Source organism: Blastococcus saxobsidens DD2, from assembly GCF_000284015.1.
GTDB lineage: Bacteria > Actinomycetota > Actinomycetes > Mycobacteriales > Geodermatophilaceae > Blastococcus > Blastococcus saxobsidens_A.
The window spans coordinates 2,303,603-2,319,244 of sequence record NC_016943.1; the positions used below are offsets into that span (position 1 = coordinate 2,303,603).

At 72.4% G+C, this 15,642-nt stretch carries 13 protein-coding genes; 9 read left to right on the forward strand and 4 right to left on the reverse strand.

The features are described 5' to 3' along the window. Positions 1–80 precede the first annotated feature (80 nt). The 6 genes from BLASA_RS10875 to BLASA_RS10900 all read left to right on the forward strand — a co-directional run bounded on the left by BLASA_RS10875 (position 81) and on the right by BLASA_RS10900 (position 6,492). Positions 81–482, forward strand: coding sequence for a tautomerase family protein (locus BLASA_RS10875; protein ID WP_014376183.1), 402 nt, complete (start codon positions 81–83; stop codon positions 480–482). A gap of 490 nt (positions 483–972) precedes the next feature. Next, positions 973–2,607 carry an ATP-binding protein gene (locus BLASA_RS10880; RefSeq protein ID WP_014376184.1) on the forward strand — a complete coding sequence of 545 codons (1,635 nt, stop codon included), beginning with the start codon at positions 973–975 and terminating at the stop codon, positions 2,605–2,607. Next, the gene (locus tag BLASA_RS10885; protein ID WP_014376185.1) at positions 2,604–3,272 is read left to right on the forward strand and encodes a response regulator; all 669 of its coding nucleotides are present in this window, start codon (positions 2,604–2,606) and stop codon (positions 3,270–3,272) included. Before BLASA_RS10880 ends, BLASA_RS10885 begins: the two co-directional genes overlap by 4 nt. A gap of 95 nt (positions 3,273–3,367) precedes the next feature. Then, positions 3,368–4,438: a tripartite tricarboxylate transporter substrate-binding protein gene (locus BLASA_RS10890; protein ID WP_014376186.1), complete on the forward strand. Its 1,071-nt coding sequence runs from the start codon at positions 3,368–3,370 to the stop codon at positions 4,436–4,438. 85 nt (positions 4,439–4,523) lie between these two features. Then, positions 4,524–4,979 (forward strand): tripartite tricarboxylate transporter TctB family protein, encoded by a 456-nt coding sequence (locus BLASA_RS10895; protein ID WP_041776391.1) that lies wholly within the window; start codon positions 4,524–4,526, stop codon positions 4,977–4,979. A gap of 7 nt (positions 4,980–4,986) precedes the next feature. Then, positions 4,987–6,492 carry a tripartite tricarboxylate transporter permease gene (locus BLASA_RS10900; protein WP_014376188.1) on the forward strand — a complete coding sequence of 502 codons (1,506 nt, stop codon included), beginning with the start codon at positions 4,987–4,989 and terminating at the stop codon, positions 6,490–6,492. Between the two features lie 46 nt (positions 6,493–6,538). Here the strand turns inward: BLASA_RS10900 and BLASA_RS10905 are convergent, their stop codons facing one another. Continuing rightward, a complete protein-coding gene (locus BLASA_RS10905; RefSeq protein ID WP_014376189.1) occupies positions 6,539–7,456 on the reverse strand; it encodes an AEC family transporter in 918 nt (305 codons plus the stop codon). 242 nt (positions 7,457–7,698) lie between these two features. On the opposite strand from BLASA_RS10905, the gene BLASA_RS10910 reads away from it, so the two are divergent. Beyond that, positions 7,699–8,283, forward strand: coding sequence for a hypothetical protein (locus BLASA_RS10910; RefSeq protein WP_014376190.1), 585 nt, complete (start codon positions 7,699–7,701; stop codon positions 8,281–8,283). Between the two features lie 22 nt (positions 8,284–8,305). Here the strand turns inward: BLASA_RS10910 and BLASA_RS10915 are convergent, their stop codons facing one another. Both BLASA_RS10915 and BLASA_RS10920 read right to left on the reverse strand, forming a co-directional pair. After that, positions 8,306–9,079, reverse strand: a complete 774-nt coding sequence (locus tag BLASA_RS10915; RefSeq protein ID WP_014376191.1) for a sulfite exporter TauE/SafE family protein — start codon at positions 9,077–9,079, stop codon at positions 8,306–8,308. Positions 9,080–9,198: 119 nt separating this feature from the next. Further along, positions 9,199–9,975: a sulfite exporter TauE/SafE family protein gene (locus BLASA_RS10920; RefSeq protein ID WP_014376192.1), complete on the reverse strand. Its 777-nt coding sequence runs from the start codon at positions 9,973–9,975 to the stop codon at positions 9,199–9,201. Positions 9,976–10,128: 153 nt separating this feature from the next. Here BLASA_RS10920 and BLASA_RS10925 point away from each other — a divergent pair, with 153 nt between their 5' ends. Further along, entirely contained in the window at positions 10,129–11,172 is a 1,044-nt protein-coding gene (locus BLASA_RS10925; protein ID WP_014376193.1) for a TIGR03885 family FMN-dependent LLM class oxidoreductase, read from the forward strand. A gap of 15 nt (positions 11,173–11,187) precedes the next feature. After that, the gene (locus BLASA_RS10930; protein WP_014376194.1) at positions 11,188–12,852 is read left to right on the forward strand and encodes an alpha-amylase family protein; all 1,665 of its coding nucleotides are present in this window, start codon (positions 11,188–11,190) and stop codon (positions 12,850–12,852) included. A 128-nt stretch (positions 12,853–12,980) separates the two neighbouring features. Here the strand turns inward: BLASA_RS10930 and BLASA_RS10935 are convergent, their stop codons facing one another. Beyond that, complete coding sequence (locus tag BLASA_RS10935) at positions 12,981–15,542, reverse strand: DEAD/DEAH box helicase (protein WP_014376195.1); 2,562 nt, start codon at positions 15,540–15,542, stop codon at positions 12,981–12,983. Positions 15,543–15,642: the final 100 nt, after the last annotated feature.

A 15,642-nucleotide genomic window follows, 5' to 3' on the forward strand; every position in this document is an offset into this window, starting at 1 on the left:
ACCGCGGTGGGGGATGCTGCGGGTCTGCCTGGGACCGCGCCTCGCGGGTGGTGCGCTCCTCGACCGGGAAAGGAGGCGGTGTGCCGTCGCTGCAGCTCGACCTCCCGCTCCGCATGGACCTCGACACCAAGAGGTCCCTGGCCAGGCAGATCGGATCGGTCTACGCCGAGGTGATGGAGGTCCGGCCCGAGTTCATCACCGTCTCGATCCACGACCTCGGGCCCGGTGGCGTGTGGCGGTGCGGGCCGGAGGATCCCGAACCGGCGGGACTGGTGATGTGCGACGTCCGCGCCGGCCGGCCGGTCGCGACGCGGGAGATCCTCGCCCGCCGGATCGTCGACGTGTGCGTCCGGATCTGCGGTCTGGAGGAGCGCCGGCTCAAGGTGGAGTTCACCCAGCACTCCGGGGACGAGATGTTCCACCCCCAGTTCGGTGGATTCGCCCCGGACTGGGCGCCCGACGCGGGGCAGGGAGCCGGCTGAGCGGACCGCCACCGGACGCGCGCCCCGAGGGCGACGGCCGCCCCGGGCGTGCGGGATCAGGCCACGACCTCCCGCACGGCCTCCTCGTACCAGGCTGTCGGGAGCAGCCACCAGCACCTGCGGGATGATCCGCTCCCGGAGCAGGCCGCCCTGTGCGTACCGCCCGGTGGAGGTGAAGCCGTACCCGACCACCTGCTTCCCGTCGCGGATCTCGTGGGGGAGAGCGCCAGGACGCTGACGGTCATCTTCGAGAAGTTGATGAACGCGTCGGACATGTCCGCTTCGATGGGGACGGTCTTTCTCGCGGACGTCGACGATGCGCACGGACTCCGACCTCTCTGGACGACGGGGCCGTCGGTGCGTGGCCCGCGGCGTGGACGGCGAGCCCACGACGAAGGCTGGCGGGGCGCCGGGGACGGATGCGGTCAATTCGTGACCCACTCGGCGACCGGACGGCTGGCACCGGCTCCCTGCGGGGCACACTGGCCGCGTGAGCAGGCCCGACCTCCCGCTGCGGCGGCGTTCCCGGCCGACGAGCCTGGCCCGCCAGCTGCTGGTCCTGCAGGGCCTGGTGGTCGCCGTCATCGTCCTCACGGCGACGGCCATCGCCTACGTCAACGCGCAGCGAACGGCGCAGCACGACGCCGAGGTGCAGGCGACGGCGATCGTGGCCGCACTGGCCAACTCGCCCCTGGTGATCGACGAGGTGACCGGTCCGCGGCCGACCGAGGTGCTGCAGCCCTACGTGGAGGCGGTGCGCAGGGACACCGGCACCTCGTTCATCACCGTGTTCGCCCCGGACCGGACGCGCTACACCCATCCCGACCCGTCCCAGATCGGCCGGTCGTTCATCGGCACGATCGAGCCGGCGCTGGCCGGCCGGACCTTCACCGAGACGTACACCGGCACCCTGGGGCCGTCGGTGCGGGCCACGGGACCGATCATCGATCGGGACGGCGACATCGTCGGGCTGGTCTCGGCAGGGATCACGCTGGACGAGATCGGGGTGGATCTCGCCCGTGCGCTGCCCGGGATCCTCGGCACCGGGCTGGTCACCCTCGCCGTCGGGGGTACTGGCAGCTGGCTGATCAGCCGGCGGCTCCGGCGGCAGACGCGCGGTCTGGGGGCCCCCGCCCTCGCCCGGATGCTCGACTACTACCAGGCCGTCCTGCACGCGGTGCGCGAAGGGCTGCTGGTCGTCGACGGGGACCGGCGGGTGCAGCTGGTCAACGACGAGGCGCGCCGCCTGCTGTCCCTCGACGCCGACACGAGCGGGCGGCACGTCGGCGAGCTGGGCCTGTCCGAGGACCTCACGGAGACGCTGTGGCGGCAGCAGCAGACGGTCGACGAGGTGCACGTGAGCGGGGGCCGGGTGCTGGTGGTCAACCAGGTGCCGGCCCGCGCCTCGGGGACCTCGGCCGGCGTCGTGGTGACCCTGCGCGACCACACCGAGCTGCAAGCGCTCACCGGCGAGCTGGACAGTGTGCGTGCGTTCGCGGAATCCCTGCGGGCGCAGGCCCACGAGGCGGGAAACCGGCTGCACACCACGGTCTCCCTGATCGAACTGGGCCGGGAGCAGGACGCCGTGGAGTTCGCCACCGCCGAACTCGCATCGGCCCAGCGGCTGACCGACCGGGTGGTCGACGCCGTCGAGGAACCGGTGCTCGCGGCGCTGCTGCTGGGCAAGTCCGCGACGGCGCACGAGCGGGGGGTGCGGCTCGAGATCGACCCGGGCACCGCCGTGGCGGCGACCGGCATCCCCAGCGGCGAGCTGGTCACCATCGTCGGGAACCTGCTCGACAACGCCATCGACGCCGCGCTCGCCGGCGAGCCTCCGCGCGAGGTCCAGTTCGCCGCCTGGGTCGACCACGACCGCCTCGAGATCCGCGTGGAGGACAGCGGTCCGGGTCTCACCGAGCAACAGGTGCCGCGGGTGTTCGAGCGGGGGTGGACGACCAAGGAGGGCGGCGACATGCCTGCCGGGGGGCCCGGACGGGGTCTCGGCCTGGCGCTCGTCGCCCAGGCGGTCCGTCGCAACGGAGGGTCGGTCACCGTGCGGCCGGGACCCGGAGCGCAGTTCGCCGTCTCGTTGCCGGTCCGCACCCCCGCGGAGAGCACGGCGTGATCCGGGTCCTGGTGGTGGAGGACGAGCCGGTCGCCGCCGAGGCGCACCGCACCTACGTCGACCGCACGGCCGGGTTCAGCACCGCCGCGGTCGCCGGCACGGGGGCGCGCGCCCTCGACGCGCTGGCCCGCATGCCGGTGGACCTGGTGCTGCTGGACATGAACCTGCCCGACACGCACGGCGTCGAGCTCTGCCGGCGGATCCGGGCCGCCCGCCTCGACGTCGACGTCCTCGCCGTGACCTCGGCGCGGGAGCTGGCCACCGTGCGCGCTGCCGCGGCGCACGGAGTCGTCGGCTACCTGCTCAAGCCGTTCACGTACGCGGCGCTGCGCGACCGGCTGCGGGCCTACGCCGACTACCGCGACCGGCTGCCCGCGGACGGCGACGCGACGGGCCAGGAGGACGTCGACCGGGCACTGGAGGGCCCCCGACCGCAGCGGCAGGCGTCGCTCCCGAAGGGCATGCATCCCCAGACCCTCGATGCCGTGGTGGCCGTGCTCCGCGCCGCCGGCGGGCGGTCCGCCGCCGAGACGGCCGCCGAGACGGGCACCTCCCGGATCACCGCCCGCCGCTACCTCGAGTACCTCGCCGAGACCGGGCTGGCCACCCGCACCCCCCGCTACGGCGGAGCAGGACGGCCGGAGACCGAGTATCGCTGGCGGTAGCCGTGTACAGAATGGACGAAATGTCGTTCAGGTCACACGGGTGGTGCAAGGTTCACGCGTCCGGAACCGGTCCGCGATCTCGAAGGGTTCCCTCCATGTCCCTGCACCACCTCAACGACGCCCTCGCGCGCCCGCGCTCGGCTCGACCCGGCGTCGGCCGGTACTCCCGCCTGGCCGGCCTGGCCACTGCCTCCCTGGTGCTCGCCGCCTGCGGCGGTGGGGGCGGTGCCGGCGGTGAGGAGGACCCCGCGGCCGCGGAGGCCTTCCCGGAGGACGACATCACCTTCGTCGTGCCGTTCTCGGCCGGTGGGCCGACCGACACGGTGACCCGCCTGGTCGCCGAGCCGATCGCCGAGGAGCTGGGCGGCAACGTGGTCGTCCAGAACGTCGAGGGTGCCGGCGGCACCATCGCGGCCGGCCAGGTCGCGGCGGCGAACCCGGACGGCTACACGGTGCTGATGCACCACATCGGCATGTCGACCGCGCCCTCCCTGTACGCCGACCTGCCGTACGCGCCGCTCGAGGACTTCGAGCCGCTGGGCCTGGTCACCCAGGTGCCGATGACGATCGTGGCGCGCAGCGACTTCGAGCCGCAGACGATGGAAGAGCTCGTCGAGTACGTCCAGGCGAACGCCGGCGACATCACGCTGGCCAACGCCGGCATCGGTGCCGCCTCCCACCTGTGCGGTCTGCTCCTGCAGGAGGCCCTGGGCGTGGAGCTGACCGAGGTCCCCTACGAGGGCACCGGCCCGGCGCTGCAGGACCTGGTGGCCGGCGAGGTCGACCTGATGTGCGACCAGACCACCAACACGACCGGGCAGATCCAGGCCGGCCAGATCAAGGCCTACGCCGTCACCACGCCCGAGCGCGTCGAGGCCCTCCCCGACCTGCCCACCACCGAGGAGGCCGGGCTCGAGGAGCTCCAGGTCGGCGTCTGGCACGGCTTCTACGCCCCGGCCGGGACGCCGGAAGGGATCCAGGAGAAGCTCTCCGCGGCGATCCTGACGGCCCTGGAGGACGAGAACGTGATCAGCCAGCTCGGTGAGCTCGGTGCTGCTCCGTACAGCCAGGAGGAGGCCACTCCCGAGGCGCACCGTCAGCTCCTCGAGAACCAGATCGAGCTCTGGCAGCCGATCATCGAGGCGGCCGGCGTCTCGGCGGACTGACCGACGAACTGACCCACTGGTGGCGGTGGGGCGGCCGCGGCCGCCCCACCGCCGTCCTGGATCCAGGAGGGACCTCGCTGTGAACATGCACGGGGCCCGCAAGGACCTCCTTGCGGGCGCGGTGTTCGTCGGCTTCGGGTTGGCGTTCGCCATCACCGCCAGCACCTACGAGGTCGGCAGCGCACTGCGCATGGGGCCGGGCTACTTCCCGCTCGTGCTGGGCAGCGTGCTGGTGCTGCTCGGCATCGCCATCGCCGTCAAGGCGTTCGTCGCCCGTGAGGGCGACGACCTCGGACCCGTGCCGTGGAGGGCACTGGTCCTGCTGGTAGCCGCTCTCCTCTTCTTCGGCTACACCGTGCGGGGGCTGGGGCTGATCCCGTCGATGCTGGTGACGGTTTTCCTGACGGCGATGGCCGGGCGCAACGCCCGCGTGATCCCGTCCGCGGTGGTCGCCGCCGCCCTGACCGCCCTGAGCATCCTGATCTTCGTCATCGCGCTGCAGCTGCGGCTGCCGTACTTCGGCTTCTGGCTGCAGGGCTGATCGGCCGATGGACATCCTGCAGAACCTCGGCCTCGGGTTCGAGACGGCGTTCACGCCGATCAACTTGCTCTTCGCGTTCATCGGGGTCGCGCTCGGCACCGCGGTGGGAGTGCTGCCGGGCATCGGTCCGACGGCGACCATCGCCATGCTGCTGCCGATCACCTTCGGCTTCGAGCCGGTCACCTCGCTGATCATGCTGGCCGGCATCTACTACGGCGCCCAGTACGGCGGGTCGACCACCGCCATCCTGATCAACCTGCCGGGTGAGTCCTCGGCGGCGGTGACCGCGATCGACGGGCACCAGATGGCCAAGCAGGGCCGGGCCGGCCCGGCGCTGGCCACGGCCGCGCTGGGCTCCTTCTTCGCCGGGACGGTGGGCACGCTCGCCCTGGCCCTGTTCGCGGTCCCGATTTCCAAGGCCGCCCTGTTGTTCGGGGCGCCGGAGTACTTCTCGCTGGTGGTCCTGGGGCTCATCGCCTCGATCGCCCTCGCGCGCGGGTCGGTGCTCAAGGCCTTGGCGATGATCGTGCTCGGGCTGCTGCTCGGCACGGTGGGTCAGGACCTCGGCTCCGGCACCCCGCGGTTCACCTTCGGCCTTCGCGAGCTGTACGCCGGCCTCGACTTCGTGGCCCTGGCCGTCGGCCTGTTCGGCGTCGCGGAGATCCTCCGCAACCTCGAGGGGGACATCACCCGCAGCGTCATGGTCAAGAAGGTCAAGAACCTCTGGCTCACCAAGGACGACTTCCGCCGGATCCGGGGCCCGGTGCTGCGCGGCACCGGCCTGGGCACCGTGCTGGGCGTGCTCCCGGGCGCAGGGCACGTGCTCGCCTCGTTCGTCTCCTACTCGGTGGAGAAGCGGGTGTCCAAGCGCCCGGAGGAGTTCGGCACCGGCGCCATCGAGGGCGTCGCCGGCCCGGAGTCGGCGAACAACGCCGCTGCGCAGACCCAGTTCGTGCCGCTGCTGACCCTCGGGCTGCCGGTCAGCCCGATCATGGCGCTGCTGCTCGGCGCCTTCATCATCCAGGGGATCGTGCCCGGCCCGAACGTCATCACCGACGAACCCGAGCTGGTCTGGGGCCTCATCGCGTCGATGTGGATCGGCAACTTCTTCCTCGTCCTGCTGAACCTGCCGCTCATCGGGCTGTGGGTGAAGATGCTGACGATCCCCTACCGGATCCTCTTCCCGGCGATCATCGCGTTCGCGTCGATCGGCACCTTCTCCATCAACCGCAACCCCTTCGACGTCTACGCGATCGCGTTCTTCGGCGTCCTGGGGTACATCCTGATCAAGCTCGGCAACGAGCCGGCTCCGCTGCTGCTGGGCTTCGTGCTCGGGCCGCTGCTGGAGACCTACCTGCGCCGCGCGCTGATCATCTCCGACGGGGACCCGACCGTCCTCGTCACCCGGCCGATCTCCCTGGTGCTCCTGCTCCTCGCCGTAGGCGCCTTCGCGCTGGCCGTGCTCCCGTCGGTGCGCCGCAAGCGCGAAGAGGTGTTCGAGGAAGAGGACTGATCGCTTCCGGCAGGTCGCCGGCGACCTGCCCGCTGCGGCCGCGGGGTCAGGTGATCAGCGCCAGCCAGAGCGGCAGGGTGAGCAGCGCGGCCGTCGTCGCCGCGGACACCTGGGCGGCCACGAAGGTGCCGTTGCCGTTCATGCGCGCGGCCAGCACGTACGACGCCGTGGCGGGCGGGACGGCGGCGAAGGCGAGGACGACGAACCGCTGCTCGCCGTCCACGCCGAGGAGTGCGCAGAGCCCGAAAGCCACCGCCGGCACGGCGAGAAGCTTGACCGCCCCCAGGTAGCCGGCCATGAGCCGCTGTCCGCGCGGCAGGCCGCTCAGGCGAAGCGCGGCGCCGACCGCCAGCAGTCCCAGCGGCACCGCCGCGGCGGCCAGCCGGGAGAGCGTCGCGTCGACCGGATCGGGGAGCGTCAGCCCGAGCAGGTTGCCGCTCAGGCCGGCCACGGTGGCGATGATCAACGGATTGCGGACGACCGCACCCAGGACGCCGAGACCGCGTCCGCCGCCGGCACCACCGGGCGCGCTCCGGGCCAGCGCCGTCACCGCCAGGACGTTCACCAGCGGGACGGTGACGCCGAGCAGGACCCCCATGAGCGCCAGGGCGGCCACCCCGAGGTCGTCGACCAGCGCCAGGGCGATGAACGTGTTGAACCGGAACGCCGTCTGCCACCCCGAGGCCGCCGTCATCCGGTCGACGCCCGGCAGCCACCGGACCACCGCTCCGAGGAGGGCACCGGCTGCCGTGGCGCCCAGCGCGGCCAGGACGACCCCGCCGGAACCGGCGGCGGCGAGGTCCGCCGACAGCGTGGTGCGGAAGAGAAGGACCGGGAAGAGGACGAAGTAGACCAGGCGCTCGAGGTCGACCCAGAACTCCGGTGACCGCCAGGCGAACCGGCGCAGCAGCAGGCCGATGAGGAGGAGGGCGAACTCCGGCAGGACCAGCGCAGCCGCGTTCACCGCTGGAGCGTAGCCAGCCGCAACGGGCGGCCCCGGACGCCCGCCGGTGCCCGGACCGGCGCCACGGACGACCGGCCGCCGCTGACCGGCCGGGACCACCCGGAACGGTGTCCCTCGGCACATCGCGGTCGCCCACAGCCGGAGGACGCGGCGCGGCATCACCGTGCGTGACGAGCTCGCCGGGGCGGCGTCCCGGGCATGCGGGGACGGTGCGCCTAGCGTGGCGGGCGAGGTGATGAGTCATGAGTGAACGCAACGGAAGCACGGCCGCCGGCACGGGGACCGCGGAGATCCCGATCGTGCGGCCCGCCGGCCCGGAGACGGCAATGACGGCGACGCCCCCTGCGGCCGAGCCGGTCGCCGCGCCGGCAGCGGCACCGGAGGCCGAGAAGGCGGGGGAGGCGCCCGCCGGCGAGGGCGACGTCGTCCCCGGCATGCACGCCACCGCGCCGGTGAGCGTCCGGCCCAAGCCGCGCATGCCGCGCCGCGGACCGCTGACGGTCATGGGCCCGTGGGCTCCGGTCGCCGGGGGGCTGCTCGGCATCCTTCTGGGGATGATCGCCGTCCTCGTGCTCGCCGGTGCGGCGACGGGCTTCGAGGACCGGCTGGCCCTGGTCTTCGTCGTGCTCGGTCTGGGCATGCTCGGCAGCGCAGGGGTCCTCTTGGCCGACGAGGTGCGGATGATGCGGCAGCGGGCCCGCGACGCCGTGGTCCGGCCGGCGTACGTGGAGGTCACGGCGGGCCTGCTCAACGGCCTGACGCCCGGTCGCCTGCTCCTGCTGGCCAGCGGGTTCGTGTTCTTCCTGGCGGCCTACGTCAGCCGGTGAGCCGGCGCCCTCGCCGGGTGGGTCAGGCGTAGGCGTCGACCGCGAGGTAGACGGCCAGCCCGAGCCCGGCGAGGGCGATGACCCGCCGCAGCGCCGTCTGGGGTGCCACGCGCACGATGCGGGGCCCCAGTCGGCCACCGAGCAGGAAGCCCACCGCCAGGGGCAGTGCCGCCGACCACGCCACCGAGGCGAAGAGGACGTACCCGAGCGCGGCCACGGCGTTCGCGACGCCCAGCACGACGTTCTTCATGGCATTGCCGCGCGGCAGGCCCTCTCCCGTGGCGAGCAGGTACATCGACAGGATCAGCACACCGGCCGCGGCGCCGAAATAGCCGCCGTACACCGCCACCGCGAAGGTGCCCAGCGAGAGCCACCAACCGTCCCGGTGCGGCCGCAGCTGCCGCTCCCGGGCGCCCTCGGCGGCCAGTTCGCGGGGCGGCCGCTGGATCAGGATGGCCGCAGAGGCACCGCCGATCAGCCACGGCACGATCAGCTCGAAGGCCTCGGGCGGCGTGCGCAGGAGCAGCACGGCGCCCGTCGCCCCGCCCAGCGCCGCGGCCAGCATCAGGGGCAGGAGCCGTCGTCCCTGCCCGGCGAGCTCCGGCCGCGAGGCGCTGACCGACCCGACGGCGTTGCTGACCAGCGCGACGGTGTTCGTGATGTTCGCCGTCACCGGCGGCACCCCGGTGGCCAGCAGGGCCGGGTAGCTGATCAGCGAGGCCAGCCCGGCGATGCTGCCGGTGAGCCCCGCCCCGACGCCGGCGAGCACCAGGAAGACGAACTCCCAGGGGCTCACCTTCGCTGCTCCGCAGGGGAACCCGGGCCTTCGGCGCTCACCCTCGCTGCTCCGCAGGGGAACCCGGGCCTTCGGCGCTCACCCTCGCTGCTCCGCAGGGGAACCCGGGCCTTCGGCGCTCACCCGGTCACCAGCACCACGATCGCGACCAGCCCGAGGGCGACGATCGCCGTCCGCAGCACCGCGGCGGGCAGCCGCCGGCCGTAGCGGGAGCTGACCGCGCCGCCGGTCAGCGAGCCCACGGACAGCAGCGCGGCGGCCCACCAGTTGATGCGGTCGCTGGCGACGACCACGTAGGTACCGGCGGCGACGGTGTTGACGGCCAGCGTGAGGACGTTCTTGAGCGCGTTCAGCCGCTGCAGCGGCTCGCGCAGGAGCAGGCCGAAGATGCCGATCTGCAGCACGCCCTGGCTGGCGGCGAAGTAGCCGCCGTAGGTCCCGGTGAAGTACGCGCCGGCGAAGCAGGCGGCGAGCCGGCCACCCCGGACCGGCGGAGCGGTGCCGCCGGCCGGCCGCGCCGGAAGGCTGCGCTGGACCAGCGGCTGCAGGACCACCAGCAGGACGGCGAGCCCGATGAGGACCGGAACGATCGCCTCGAAGGCCGCGGCGGGCAGGTTCAGCAGCAGGAAGGCCCCGGTGAGCGCGCCGAGGATCGAGGCGGGCAGCAACCGCAGGAGCAGACGCCGCTGGCCGCGCAGCTCCCGGCGGTAGCCGATCGAGCCGCTGAGGTTCCCGGCGACCAGGCCCAGGGAGTTGCTGATGGTGGCCGGCACCGGCGGGAGCCCGACGGCCAGCAGCACCGGGAAGCTGACCAGGGTGCCGGACCCGACGACGGCGTTGATGCCACCCGCCGCGAAGCCGGCCGCGGCCACCGCGAGCATCTCCCAGCCGGTCATGTGGACATCGCCCGGAAGCGTCGCACGCCGGCGGCCCGGGCCGCCGCTGCAGGCGTGTCGATCAGCTCACACCCGGCGATCCCGCCGTTCCGACCAGGGCCGGGGGGCCGGCTGGGGTCGCCGTGGCGACGGAAACTGGGTAGGCAGAACCCCATGACCGTCCTCGGGTTCCACAACTCGCACGAGCAGGTCCACCCCGCGGAGCTGCTGGCAGCGGTCCAGCACGCCGAGCAGGTCGGCTTCACCGCGGCGATGTGCTCCGACCACCTCACGCCCTGGAATCCGCGCCAGGGGGAGTCGGGCTTCGCGTGGTCCTGGCTGGGTGCGGCCATGGCGACGACGTCCCTGCCCTTCGGCGCGGTGAACGCACCGGGCCAGCGGTACCACCCGGTGATCGTCGCCCAGGCCATCGCGACCCTCGGCGCCATGTTCCCCGGCCGGTTCTGGGTGGCGCTGGGCAGCGGGGAGGCGATGAACGAGCACGTCACCGGTGACGTGTGGCCCCGCAAGGACGTCCGTGACGCCCGGCTTCGCGAGTGCGTCGACGTGATCCGGCGGCTGCTGGCCGGCGAGGAGGTCAGTCACGACGGGCTGGTCACCGTCGACCGGGCGGCGATCTACACGCTGGCCGATCCCCAGCCGGCGCTCGTCTGTCCCGCGGTCAGCGTGGCCACCGCCCGCAACGGCGCCGACTGGGCCGACGGGCTGGTCACCGTCAACCAGCCGCACGAGAAGCTGCGCGAGATGATCGCCGCCTACCGTGACGCCGGCGGGCAGGGCACGCTCGCCATCCAGGTGCACGTGTCCTGGGACCCCGACCCCGACCGCGCGCTCGGCCTCGCGCACGAGCAGTGGCGCAGCAACGTCTTCCCGCCGCCGTTGTGCTGGGACCTGGACAGCCCGGAGGCGTTCGAGCAGGCGAGCGCGCACGTGACGCCCCAGGACATGCATGCCGTGGTCCGGATCTCCGCAGACCTCGGGCAGCACGCCGCCTGGATCTCCGAGTACCTCGACCTGGGGTTCGACGAGGTCTACCTGCACCACGTCGGCGTGGAGCAGCGCCCGTTCCTCGATGCGTTCGGGAACCGCGTGCTGCCGCAGTTCGACCTGGCGCGACCCGGCCCCGTGGCGGCGATCGATCCACCCGGACCGGCGGCCAACCGTCGTCCGCACGTCGACCCGGTGCCGGCGCCGTGAGGCGATGACATGAGAATGGGCGACACGAGTGACCTGTGGTGGAAGAACGCGGTCGTCTACTGCCTGGACGTCGAGACCTTCATGGACTGGAACGGCGACGGCATCGGCGACTTCGAGGGGCTCGCGCAACGTATCGACCACCTCGCCGACCTCGGCGTCACCTGCCTGTGGCTGATGCCCTTCTACCCGACCGCCGAGCGGGACGACGGCTACGACATCACCGACTTCTACGGCGTCGACCCGCGGCTGGGCACCCACGGCGACCTGGTCGAGGTCATCCGCACGGCCAAGGACCGCGGCATGCGGGTCATCGTCGACCTCGTGGTCAACCACACCTCCCGCAAGCACCCGTGGTTCCGGTCCGCGGAGGCGTCCAAGGACTCACCGTTCCGCGACTTCTACGTCTGGCGGTCCGATCCACCGCCGGACACCAGCAAGGAGGTCGTGTTCCCCGACCAGGAGGACAGCATCTGGACGCTGTCGGAGAAGACGGGGGAGTGGTACCTGCACCGCTTCTACAAGGAGCAGCCCGACCTCGACGTGACGAATCCGCGGGTGCGCGACGAGGTCGCCAAGATCATGGGCTTCTGGCTGCAGCTCGGGCTCGACGGCTTCCGGGTCGACGCCGTCCCGTTCTTCCTGGAGACCGCCCGGGCCGACGACGGCGCGTTGCCCGATCCACACGGCTACCTGCGGTCGCTGCGCTCGCTGGTCGGCCGCCGGTCGGGCAGCGGCATCCTGCTCGGCGAGGTGAACCTGCCGTTCGAGCAGCAGCTGGAGTTCTTCGGCGGGACGGACGGCGACGAGCTGACCATGCAGTTCGACTTCATCGGCATGCAGGCGCTCTACCTGGCGCTGGCCCGGCGCGACGCCGGGCCGCTGGCCACCGCGCTGCACGACCGGCCGGCGCTGTCGCCGGACTCGCAGTGGGCCACCTTCGTGCGCAACCACGACGAGCTCACCCTCGACAAGCTCTCCGACGACGAACGGGCCGAGGTGTTCGCCGCGTTCGGTCCGGAGAAGCGGATGCAGGTCTACGACCGCGGGCTGCGGCGCCGGCTGCCACCGATGCTGGACGGCGACCCGCGGCGGGTGCGGATGGTCTACAGCCTGCTGTTCTCGCTGCCGGGCACGCCGGTGCTCTTCTACGGGGAGGAGATCGGGATGGGGGAGGACCTCGATGCCGAGGGGCGGCTCGCCGTCCGGACGCCGATGCAGTGGACCTCCGGGCGCAACGGCGGGTTCTCGGTGGCCGACCCGGGGAAGCTGCCCGGCCCGGTGGTCGACGGCGGTTTCGCGCCGGAGTACGTCAACGTCGCCGACCAGCGCAACGACCCCGACTCGCTGCTGTCGTTCATGAAGCTGCTGATCCGCCGGTACCGCGAGTCCCCGGAGCTGGGCTGGGGCGGCTTCCAGGTGCTGGAGCAGCCCTGCCCCGAGGTCCTGGCCCACCGGTGCAGCTGGGACGACGGCTCACTGGTGGCCCTCCACAACCTCTCCCCGGAGGCCCGAACGGTGCCGCTGACGCTGGCGGGATGCGACTCCTCGCACCGACTGGTCGACCTGTTGCAACCGGGCGGCGCGCCGGTCTCCGACCGGGGCACGGTGGAGATCCCGCTCGAGGGCTACGGCTACCGGTGGCTGCGCGTGGTGGCGCAGGACAGCCGCCGGCTGGTCTGACGCCGTGGTGCTCCCCGCGGCGGGCGCAGGTCAGGCGATGGCGGTGACGCGGGCGAGGACGTCGTCGTCGGGCGGGCGGTCGCGGTAGACCAGGCGGACGGAGTCTCGACGTGCCGGAATCCAGCCCGTCAGTCCTTCCGGCCGGCGTCCAGGAGGCGGATCACCGCCGTGCCCTCCTCGTCGGAGGCCTCCAGGTCGACCTCGGCGTCGAAGCCCCAGTCGTGGTTGCCGTCGGGGTCGTCGACGATCTGCCGCACCCGCCACAGCCGCGGGTCCGCCTTGTCCCAGATCAGCAGCGCCGGTCCGCGGGCGTCGGCGCCGGTGTTCACCGCGTCGTGCTCGGCGAAGTAGGCCTGCACCACCTCGCCCCAGCGGTCGGCGTCCCAGCCGGCGCCGGCGTCGAGCTCGCCGAGGTCGTACCAGCGCCGCCGGCCCCACAGCTCCACCCGGCGGAAGAGCGCGTTGCGCACCATCGCGGTGAACGCGCGCTCGTTGCCGGTGAGCGGCCGGGGCCGGGCGGGGACCGACACCGGCTGGTCGAGCGGCTGGTCGGGCGAGGTGAGCTGCTCCCACTCGTCGAGCAGCGAGGAGTCGACCTGGCGCACCAGCTCGCCGAGCCACTCGACGAGGTCGCTGACCTCCTCGGTCCGCGCGGCCGCGGGCACGCCGGAGCGCAGCGCCTTGAACGCGTCGGAGAGGTACCGCAGCACAGCCCCCTCGGCGCGGGTCAGCCCGTAGGTGTTCACGAACTCGCGGAAGGTGAAGGCGCGCTCCCACATCTCCCGGACGACCGACTTCGGCGACAGCTGCCCGTCGGCGGCCCACGGGTTGCTCTGCCGGTACACCTCGAACGCGTGGCCGAGCAGCTCCTCCAGCGGCTTGGGGTAGCTGATCTCCTCGAGCAGCTCCATCCGCTGGTCGTACTCGATGCCCTCGGCCTTCATCTGCGCGACGGCCTCGCCCTTGGCCTTGTTCAGCTGCGCGGCCAGGATCTGCCGCGGGTCGTCGAGGGTCGCCTCGATCACCGACACGACGTCGAGCGCGTACGTGTCCGACTCGGGGTCGAGCAGGTCGATCGCGGCCAGCGCGAACGTCGACAGCGGCTGGTTGAGCGCGAAGTCCGGCGGCAGGTCCAGCGTCAGGTCGTAGCGGCGGCCGTCGGGCTCGGGCTCGGGCAGCCGCTCCAGCACGCCGGCCTGCAGCAGTGACCGCGCGATGCCGATGGCGTCGCGGATCAGCTTCAGCTGCTTCTTCCGCGGCTCGTGGTTCTCGGTGAGCAGCCGGCGCATGGCCACGAACGGGTCGCCGGGCCGGTCCACGACGTCGAGGACCATCGCCGTCGTGACCCGCATGTGGCTGGTCAGCTTCTCGGGTTCCCCCTCGACCAGCCGGTTCATCGTCGACTCGCTCCACGGCACCATGCCGTCGGGGACCTTCTTGCGCACGAGCTTGCGCCGCTTCTTCGGGTCGTCGGCGACCTTCGCGAACTGCTTGAGGTTCTCCACCTCGTGCTCCGGCGCCTCGACCATGACCGTGCCGGCGGTGTCGTAGCCCGCGCGGCCGGCGCGGCCGGCGATCTGGTGGAACTCGCGTACCTGCAGCAGCCGGGTGCGCGTCCCGTCGTACTTCGACAGCGCGGAGAAGACGACCGTGCGGATCGGCACGTTGATGCCGACGCCGAGGGTGTCGGTGCCGCAGATGACCTTGAGCAGACCGGCCTGCGCCAGCTGCTCCACCAGCCGCCGGTACTTGGGCAGCATGCCGGCGTGGTGGACGCCGATGCCGTGGCGGACCAGCCGCGACAGCGTCGTCCCGAAGGCGGAGGAGAACCGGAAGCCGCCGATCATCTCGGCGATCGCGGCCTTCTGCTCCTTGGTCGCCACGTTGACGCTCATCAGCGCCTGGGCGCGTTCCAGCGCCGAGGCCTGCGTGAAGTGGACGACGTAGACCGGTGCCTGCTGGGTGTCCAACAGCTCCTGGATCGTCTCGTGCATCGGCGTCGTCGCGTAGTAGTGGTGCAGGGGCACCGGGCGGACGGCGTTGGCGACCAGCGCGGTCGGCCGGCCGGTGCGGCGGGTGAGGTCCTCCCGCAGCGACGTGACGTCGCCGAGGGTGGCGCTCATCAGCAGGAACTGCGCCTTCGGCAGCTCCAGCAGCGGCACCTGCCAGGCCCAGCCGCGGTCGGGGTCGCCGTAGAAGTGGAACTCGTCCATGACCACGAGACCGATGTCGGCGTCCGCTCCTTCGCGCAGCGCGATGTTCGCCAGGACCTCGGCGGTGCAGGCGATGATCGGTGCACCGGCGTTGACCGACGCGTCGCCGGTCAGCATGCCGACGTTCGCGGCGCCGAAGATCCCGCAGAGCGCGAAGAACTTCTCGCTCACCAGGGCCTTGATCGGCGCGGTGTAGTAGCCGCGCCGCCCGGCGGCCAGCGCCGCGTACTGCGCTCCGGTGGCCACCAGCGACTTGCCCGAGCCGGTCGGCGTCGCCAGGACGACGTTGGCACCGCTGACCAGTTCGATCAGCGCCTCCTCCTGCGCCGGGTACAGCGCCGTGCCGCTCTCCTCGGCCCACGCGGCGAAGGAGGCGAACAGCTCGTCGGGATCGCCGCCCACCGCACGCAGCGCGGTGAGGTCGGCGGGGTCGCCGAGCAGGGGAAGAGCGGTGCTGGCCCGCGGTGCCGTCGTCATCAGGCCTACCAGCGTGCCTGACGCCGCTCACCTTCCCGCGACCGCGGCTGTCAACCGCTCCGTGTCCCGCGAAGATAACGATCCGGTAACGGACACTCGT